This window comes from Neisseria sp. P0021.S007 (assembly GCF_051956855.1).
In genome coordinates, this window is sequence record NZ_JBQCXA010000992.1 from 1 (window position 1) to 554 (window position 554).

A 554-nucleotide genomic window follows, 5' to 3' on the forward strand; every position below is an offset into this window, starting at 1 on the left:
GCTTCATCGTCGCCGGCGTCTTTTTGCGCCACTTGCGCTTTGAAGCGTTCGGCTTGGTCTTCCGGATCGTTCAACTCAGAGTAACCGTTTGCCAGTTCGCGGCCGACAACGAAAAGCTCGAAGCGCTCGGTCAAACCCGGTTTGCTGTCGGATGCGCGTGCCAATGGCGACACTTCGACAGGGTAGTCGATGATGAAAGTCGGGTTCCACAGTTTGCCCTCGGCGCAACCTTCAAACAGGGCAAGTTGCAGGCTGCCGATACCCGGAGACGGAGGCAGGCTTTCGCCGTGTTTGACGATTTCTTTTTTCAGCCATTCTTCATCGTTCAACTGCTCATCGGTGTAGTGCGGATTGTATTTCTTGATGGCACCGAGAATGGTCAGGCGTTCAAACGGGCTTTCCAAATCGACTTCTTTGCCGTTGTAGCTGATTTTTGCCGTACCGTTTACCGCGCGGGAAGCGTTGCGGATGATGTCTTCCGCCATTTGCATCATGCGTTCGTAGTCGTAGAAGGCTTCGTAGAATTCGATCATGGTGAATTCAGGGTTGTGGCG

General features: G+C 53.6%; 1 protein-coding gene. It reads right to left on the reverse strand.

Annotated features, from left to right (window positions below):
- Window positions 1–554: amino acid--tRNA ligase-related protein (locus ACTHUR_RS17140; protein WP_440399902.1), on the reverse strand; the 554-nt coding region annotated here is incomplete at both ends.